The following is a 7,279-nucleotide window of genomic DNA, read 5'->3' as shown; positions in this document are numbered from 1 at the left end:
ACATCACTGAGCCAACATTGATGGTGCTGATTAGATTGGTTGAGCTGTCTATAGTGCAGGGGTGTATGATTTGCCACAAGTACCATAGAGTATTTATAGGGGGAAAGCGCCGAAATGAAGATTAGCGTACGCACTCTTATACACACTTAACTCTTTTTGTCAATTTAGGGCGATCGCCTCTCTATGCACACTTGACTCTTTTTGTCAAGTTTTATGTTAAGAAAGATGTTTATAAAGCATAGCTTATTAAGGGGGGCTGGGGGGGATCATCATCTGGCGGAAAACTCGGAAATCCCCCTAAATCCTTAAAAAAGGGGGACAATGAGTATGGCTCCCCCCTTCCGCGCGGGGGGCTGGGGGGGATCATCATCTGGCGGAAAAATTTGAAAACACGCCCTCCCTTGGGGGACCAACGGGGGCTTGACCAAAACCAGATGTCCGCGCATTCATTCCTTGATTCAGCAACGCCGTTTGCTTTGTCCTTCTATTGGTTCCCGTTTTTGCTACCTACCTAGTCAATTTCTCTGACGCACTTACGCACAATTGCTTATTAAGCCTTACCAAACACTATAAATAGTAGGTGGGCAAGGTTTTGCCCACCCTACCGGATGGTATTGACCTGGTGGCCAAAATCATGCTACATTCACCTGCGTTACTTTTATTTAGCAATTCCATATCCCATCAGGTACCAAGTGATCCCCCTAAATCCCCCTTAAAAAGGGGGACTTTGAGGTAGAGTAGCGTACCTCATAACTGCGATAAACGCGCTTATGTCCACCCTGATCGAAAAAATTGCGTCAGACGAGGTGATAGATATTGCCTTTCAATGGTTGTGCCAAAAACGCGAACATTATCACCCTAATGCCGATGTCTGGCAGGTCAGGCGATGGTGGCATGAGAAAAAACCGCTTATACAAGGGCAAATTCTTTCGGGACAATATCAATTTCGCGAATTACGTTTAATTCGAGGTAAGGAGGAGTCCTTTGAATGGTGGTCGTCGTTGATGGTTGCGTTGGTGTTAAAGGCGATCACCATAGTATTGACGGAACACTTGAAACCGGTCCTTTCCCCGCGATGTTTTCATTTAGCTGGCCATGGCGGATTGAAGGGGGCAGTGCGAGCGGTTGCAGAGAACCTGTCGGAAAATACTTTTGTCTTTCGCACGGATGTTAAGAGCTATTACGCCAGTATCAATCATTCGATTTTGATGGAGATTGTGGGGAAATATGTCCGTGATGAAGCGGTTTTGTGTTTGTTATGGGGTTATTTGCGTCGCTATGTTTCGGATGGGGGAAACTATATAGATATAACAGAGGGCATCGCCTTAGGATGCCCTCTTTCTCCCCTAATTGGGGCGTTATTCCTTAAGCCGTTGGATGACCGGATGGCTCAGCTTGGTTGTTTCTATGTCCGGTATATGGACGATTGGGTGATTCTGGCACCGACCCGCTGGAAGTTGCGCAAGGCAATCAAGGCAACTAACCAGGTGATGAATGAGTTAAAGGTTCTCAAACATCCCGACAAGACCTTTATTGGACGAATAGCCAGAGGGTTTGATTTTCTGGGCTATTGGTTTTCTCCAGCGGGTTTAGGAATTGCACCGAAGACCGTGGAACGAATGGTTGAAAATGTGGCTCGGCTTTATGAGCACTGTGCGCCCAGTGAGCGCATTGAGGCATATTTTCAACGCTGGTGGCGATGGGTGAAAGGTGGTATATCTCCGAAGAGGCTGAGCGTCATACGAAGAAGTGTAACCCAACGGGTGATGCAGTGTACTTGACCCCCAGGTTTTTGGGAAGGGGGTCAAAGGTTGGTGGGTCGTAGTTGCTGTCAATAACGCCGGGATGAATGCTTATTTTTCCTTTTACACTCATTGATTTCTGAGTTTAGCTCCCCATCGCTTTTCTCCTTTTAAAATTACCAAACACTTTCCAACTCGGTTTTTTTTTGTCATTCTATACACCTGGTCCTACTGTAGAAGAATTGATCAGATTCCGGAGTTACGCAACATGGAGAACACCATTTACAACTCCTCGCTTGATTGAAATCACCGGTTACGTATACCCTTCCTAACAGATGTTCACCGATCATCGCGACTCGGGAGACGCCATCTAAGATTGAGCGCACGAACACTTTTTTCTCAGTTATGTTATATTTCATGACGTCCACTGTCACATGCGATCGGTATTTCACTGGCACTAACTCGTTCGGAACCAAAAGATACCACCATTTATTATTGTCGGTGGTTACATGCACGCCACACACTCCGTGAACAACATCTAAATCAAACATTCCACTAGAACGAAACCTCGGATTTTTTGGGGCGATCACGAACAATGCGTTTCTGTCGCTTTTGTATGGCATCACCACTGGCATTTCTTCTAGATCTCTGTTTAATTCCCACACCAAGATATTCCCGGGTGTCATCGCATACGACGGTGATGGTCATACTGTGGCCACGAACAACAACATGGCTGCCGTCATAATCCCCAGATAAATCGGTAACTTTTGTGGGATAACGAACTCAATCGCCCATTTAATCCTTTTAATCATTGGTCACATCTCCCATTTCACATCATACCTCTCTCACACGATCTTATTACATCACTGTGTACACTCGGTGAGCAGCTCGACACATACTATTTGATCTTATTTGCAAACACCCCAGAGTACCATGCCTTTTCGTTCGGCCACTCCGCACACCGATATAAACCACACGGTCTGTGATCCCGTCCGGAACAGGTATTTTAGATCAAAGAGCTAATTTGTACAGTAAATTATACCAAGCCCGAAACTTGGTGTTCTGGGGTGCCTCCTGTAGGGTGGGCAAAACCAAGCCCACCCATGTTATGTGGATAGCAAAACCGTGCTCCACAAGCATTCCTGCCGACATGCCAATGCTGACATGGTGGCTGAGAGCTTTAAACTGTTAGAAACTAATTCATTTTGTTTACCGGTAAGATCTGGGCGCGCTCCTCACCCCGATACAAGGAACTCCATCGAGTCAATCATGCTTACGCACTCATCCCTAAAAATTTGTAGTCTTGTTAAAGCATGAAGTAGTTCATGCTTTGGGTCGGGGGTCGAGAAGAACCTCGCTTCCCTCGCGCGCCACCGCCGGGGGGAACACCGTCAGTTCAACTTGTGCTAAATTGCAGTGGTTTTTATAACAGGTTGGAATTGGGACGGGTGAATACCATCCTCGGTTTTTCATTGTGATCAAATTTGCTTTCAAATGGATACCCATTCATAGTGCCATTGGTCAATTTTGGTTTGGGCACCATTGAAAGCGGCACTACCAGGGAGCACCTCTTGTGCGATTGGCCGTAGGCCACGCCAAAGGCGATCGCTATTGCCCCCTTGATATTTCCGGCCTGATAGTTTGGCTCTGCTCTAGCAAAACTAATGAGCCATTATCTACCGGTTGTGCTGGTCTTGGATTACAGGTCATTGATGGCGATGGCTGAAAGGTGGGATATCGAAGGGAGAGGCTGAGGGTCTTTCCTTCCAGTGAAACCCTTCGGGTGATGAAATTGACAAGGGCCCCCAGGTTCAAGGGAAGGGGGTCCAGGTGAGCACATCGATGAGTTCACGAAAGCCAGGTATTGCGGCTGTTTTTTCCTCTTTTTATGCTCTTCCGATATCTTTCTCGCTCGGTTATTATCATTGATTTTTTTACCCCTTTAACCCTTCAAGTTATCCGTAAAAAAGTGCCGGGTCCCACTAATACTAACTACTCTGGGTTTTTGTCGCTTTTTGCGAACCGCCTCCTCAATTGAAGAATCGCCTCATGGCTTGCTTTATTTGCTCTATAAACTCCTCACCGTAACGAGCATCGTCTATTGCTGCCAACACCACCTTACCCCTGACGATGTACGTAGCCACGGACAATTCCGGGGTGATAAAATCTTCCTTTTCTTCTCCTCGGCTTAGTTGAATTTCATCAAACTGTTTTTGGCTATTTTAATCAACATACGTCACCTCAACTTGGGATGGTTCTTTAGCAATCATGTACACCTTTCCACTATCATGGTGCGGATTATTAATTACCTTGGCGTCATAACTAAGCACATTCGGAGGACAAAGATTAGATGACGAAAATTCGCAGATATATTCCTTATCGATTGCCCATGCTTTACTTTCGATTCCCATCGTGAGCATTAGCACTATTACCAGTAGAACCACTAAAGTTCGTAAAGGACCCATATGTATTTTTTTATCCTTACTTTTTCCCGTCGGGTTCGTTTTACCCCTGTACCTAGGTGAGCATAAAATATCACACTGTTTTTGTGACCATTGCGGGGTTTTTTATCCTGATACAATACTAAGCGCGTTTCTAGGATTTATGAGGTAGGCTGATCAATCTCAAAGTCCCCCTTGATAAGGGGGATTTAGGGGGATCATTTTGTGCCTTATGGGATATAAAATTGCTATATTACTCATATACATCCCATTGGAGCTTAAATATATTACGATTTATTAAGAAAACTAGGTTTTCCTCCTAATGAGCCTTGAAATATTGAATTATTCCATCGCCTTCAACCAATTAACTTTAAGCAAAACGATTAAGGTCTATAGATTGAAGCAGACATTCCCTGTTGACGTAGTTGGTTAGCAAAAGCATTGGCCTTGGCTTCATTTTTGAATGCTCCCATCTGAATGCGAGTACCTTGTGGGAATCGACCCAAAAAAGCACCAGGTACAATTTTCCTGGCTTTGGCTAAACCACTAGCACTGCCGTCGTTTAGTATCACGTAATATTTGATTTTAGTAGATTGAGACGGTGGTGGTGCAGTAGTTTTCTGACCGGTAACCACTGGCTGTTTAGGCAATGGTGCAGCAATAGAAACCGGTCGTGGAGCTGGCTGTGTATTGTTTTGAATTTGCTGCTTTGCTCTAGAGCCAATTTGATTCTGTACAGCAAGTTGCTTTCGGTTAGCTTCCGCTTGAGCTTGTTGCCGCCGAGCTTGATCAACGATTCGATTTAACTTCAGACGCCAATGGCCTCGTGCTGGCAAATTGCTGTTCTGAGCATAGTTCAACACATCTACCCACCGACCCTGTTCATAGGCTTGTTGAATCTGATCAAATTTGCGTTCAAAGGATACCCATTCATTGTGCCATTGGTCAATTTTGCTTTGGGCACCATTGAAAGCGGGACTACTAGGCAGCACATCTTGTGCGATCGCAATTGCCCCCTTGATATTTCCTGCCTGATACTTGTCCACTGCCCTTGCCAAAATTAGTGAGCCATTATCTACCGGTTGTGCTGGTATTGGCTGACGGGTCTGTGGTGGCGATGGAGCCCTCCTGACGACAGGTTTTGGTTTTGGGTAAACTTTTTGCTTAGGAACGTTTCTCTTAGGAACATTTCTCTTGGGAGCAGTTGCCACCACTGGATCAACCGTTGGTGCGCAGTCAGTCAAATTTGTAAACACCCACCCGGTAACCGGTGAACTAATTTCTACCCAGCCAGGTTGTCCACTACCAGTTAGAACTAGACTGGTTCCCTGATTCAGCTGACCAACTTTTGACCCGTTAGGCTCGGAGCGCACATTCGCGAACGGATTACCTGTCACCTGGCAATTACCTGGGGCAGCTGGGGCTGGTGGCTCATATACCACCGGATCTGAACGGTGATTGGGTGTACTCCTAGGAGCAATTGGTTTTACTATTTTAGGTGGTGACCAAGAGCTAGAACGCATCGAGTAGATCATACCAGCTATCGAGGAAGTAACTAAGGCAATGCCAGTGCCAATGATCAGAGACAAATTATCCGATCTATCCGCCTTAGTTGGAGGCAAGGGAGTTGGTGCTGGTTTATTTGGAGTAGAACCTCTATCGGCATTTGCATCCCAAGTTTTTTGCTCTGAGAACGGCTTTGATAATTGCTCCGGTGGGAAGTTTTCTTCAACTGTGGGGATATTGTGAATTGAGTAGTAGGTCGGGGAATTGATGGAGTACGGTTTTGAATTACTAGTCAGTTTCTGTAAGTCTCGTAAAACCTGCGATGCCGACTGGTAACGGTCTTTGACTTGGTAGCGAACCATTTTAGTAAGGACATTCGCCAATCCTAAACTCACTGACACCAGGGATTGCCAGTTAACTTCACCAGTTTTGAGGTCTTCCTGAAACTGATCTGGTAACATTCCAGTTAATGCCTGAATCCCAATAATCCCTAGGGCATAAATATCACTGCTAGGACAGGGCTGACCCAAAGCCTGCTCACTGGACATATAGCCTGGAGTGCCTACTACCACAGTATGGTGAGTTTGTCTATAGGCACTAACCAAATCAGTTTGAACTTGCTTAACTGCACCAAAGTCCACCAAGACTAACTTTTGATCTGCCGTGCGTCGGATCAGGTTATCGGGCTTAATATCGCGATGAATCACACCGTGACGGTGGACAAATTCCAAAATACCTAAGACTTCCTGCAATAGCGCAATCACCTGTTTTTCCTGCCATCGGTGACCAGGGGACAACTCTTGGCTCAAGAGATGCCCTTCGATGAACTGTTGCACCAAGTAAAACTCATGGTCTTCTTCAAAGTAGGCAAGAAGCCGAGGAATTTGGTCATGATTTCCCAGCTTTTCAAGGGTTTCAGCTTCCCTACTAAATAGGCGTCGAGCAGTTTCTAAAAATGTCTGAGAGCCATTGGGAGGCTGAAGTTGCTTAACAACACAGCTTGGGTTACCTGGACGCTTCGTGTCCTTGGCTAAATAGGTTTTGCCAAATCCCCCGGAACCGAGGACTTGAGTCACTTGGTAACGCCCGTCCAGTAACTTGCCTAACATAGGATTGATGTGCCTAAGATTTCACAAAAAGGAAGTTTAAAACTCCGCACCAAGGGGGCGGGTTGCTAACTGTCTCATGTTTAACATACGCTGATCGGTATTATTGACCAGGACTGTGACAATTTATCTTCTGATTATATGTATGCTATCAGCTATCAGCTATCAGCTATCAGCTATCAGCATTAGGCTAAAGGCTATCAGCTATCAGCATTAGGCTATCAGCTATCAGCTATCAGCTATCAGCATTAGGCTAAAGGCTATCAGCTATCAGCATTAGGCTAAAGGCTATCAGCTATCAGCATTAGGCTAAAGGCTATCAGCATTAGGCTATCAGCTATCAGCTATCTGCATTAGGCTGACCGCTGACCGCTGACCGCTGACCGCTGACCGCTGACCGCTGACCGCTGACCGCTGACCGCTGACCGCTGACCGCTGACCGCTGACCGCTGACCGCTGACCGCTGACCGCTGACCGCTGACCG

Annotated in this window: 4 protein-coding genes and 1 pseudogene; 2 read left to right on the top strand and 3 right to left on the bottom strand. The window is 46.0% G+C overall.

The features are described from left to right. Positions 1–770: 770 nt before the first annotated feature. The gene (locus tag F6K64_RS37650; RefSeq protein WP_287267972.1) at positions 771–1,781 is read left to right on the top strand and encodes a reverse transcriptase/maturase family protein; all 1,011 of its coding nucleotides are present in this window, start codon (positions 771–773) and stop codon (positions 1,779–1,781) included. Between the two features lie 516 nt (positions 1,782–2,297). Here F6K64_RS37650 and F6K64_RS37645 read toward each other — a convergent pair. After that, complete coding sequence (locus F6K64_RS37645) at positions 2,298–2,450, bottom strand: hypothetical protein (RefSeq protein WP_287267970.1); 153 nt, start codon at positions 2,448–2,450, stop codon at positions 2,298–2,300. An 865-nt stretch (positions 2,451–3,315) separates the two neighbouring features. Between F6K64_RS37645 and F6K64_RS37640 the strand changes: the two genes are divergently transcribed. Beyond that, complete coding sequence (locus F6K64_RS37640; RefSeq protein ID WP_287267968.1) at positions 3,316–3,468, top strand: hypothetical protein; 153 nt, start codon at positions 3,316–3,318, stop codon at positions 3,466–3,468. 1,098 nt (positions 3,469–4,566) lie between these two features. Here F6K64_RS37640 and F6K64_RS37635 read toward each other — a convergent pair. Together F6K64_RS37635 and F6K64_RS38685 are read right to left on the bottom strand one after the other, a co-directional pair. Continuing rightward, on the bottom strand, positions 4,567–6,798 hold the full coding sequence (locus F6K64_RS37635; protein ID WP_287267967.1) for a protein kinase domain-containing protein: 2,232 nt from the start codon (positions 6,796–6,798) through the stop codon (positions 4,567–4,569). A 337-nt stretch (positions 6,799–7,135) separates the two neighbouring features. Further along, positions 7,136–7,279 (bottom strand): annotated as a pseudogene (locus F6K64_RS38685) (hypothetical protein); the annotation flags it as partial.

Source organism: Moorena sp. SIO3A2, from assembly GCF_010672265.1.
Lineage (GTDB): Bacteria > Cyanobacteriota > Cyanobacteriia > Cyanobacteriales > Coleofasciculaceae > Moorena > Moorena producens.
The sequence above is the reverse complement of the archived record's forward strand: the minus strand, read 5'-3'. Positions and strand labels throughout refer to the sequence as shown.

Bases quoted from the DNA above. Each gene is read 5' to 3' on its own strand.
- F6K64_RS37650 (WP_287267972.1), top strand. From the start codon at position 771: ATGTCCACCCTGATCGAAAAAATTGCGTCAGACGAGGTGATAGATATT.
- F6K64_RS37645 (WP_287267970.1), bottom strand. From the start codon at position 2,450: ATGACCATCACCGTCGTATGCGATGACACCCGGGAATATCTTGGTGTG.
- F6K64_RS37635 (WP_287267967.1), bottom strand. From the start codon at position 6,798: ATGTTAGGCAAGTTACTGGACGGGCGTTACCAAGTGACTCAAGTCCTC.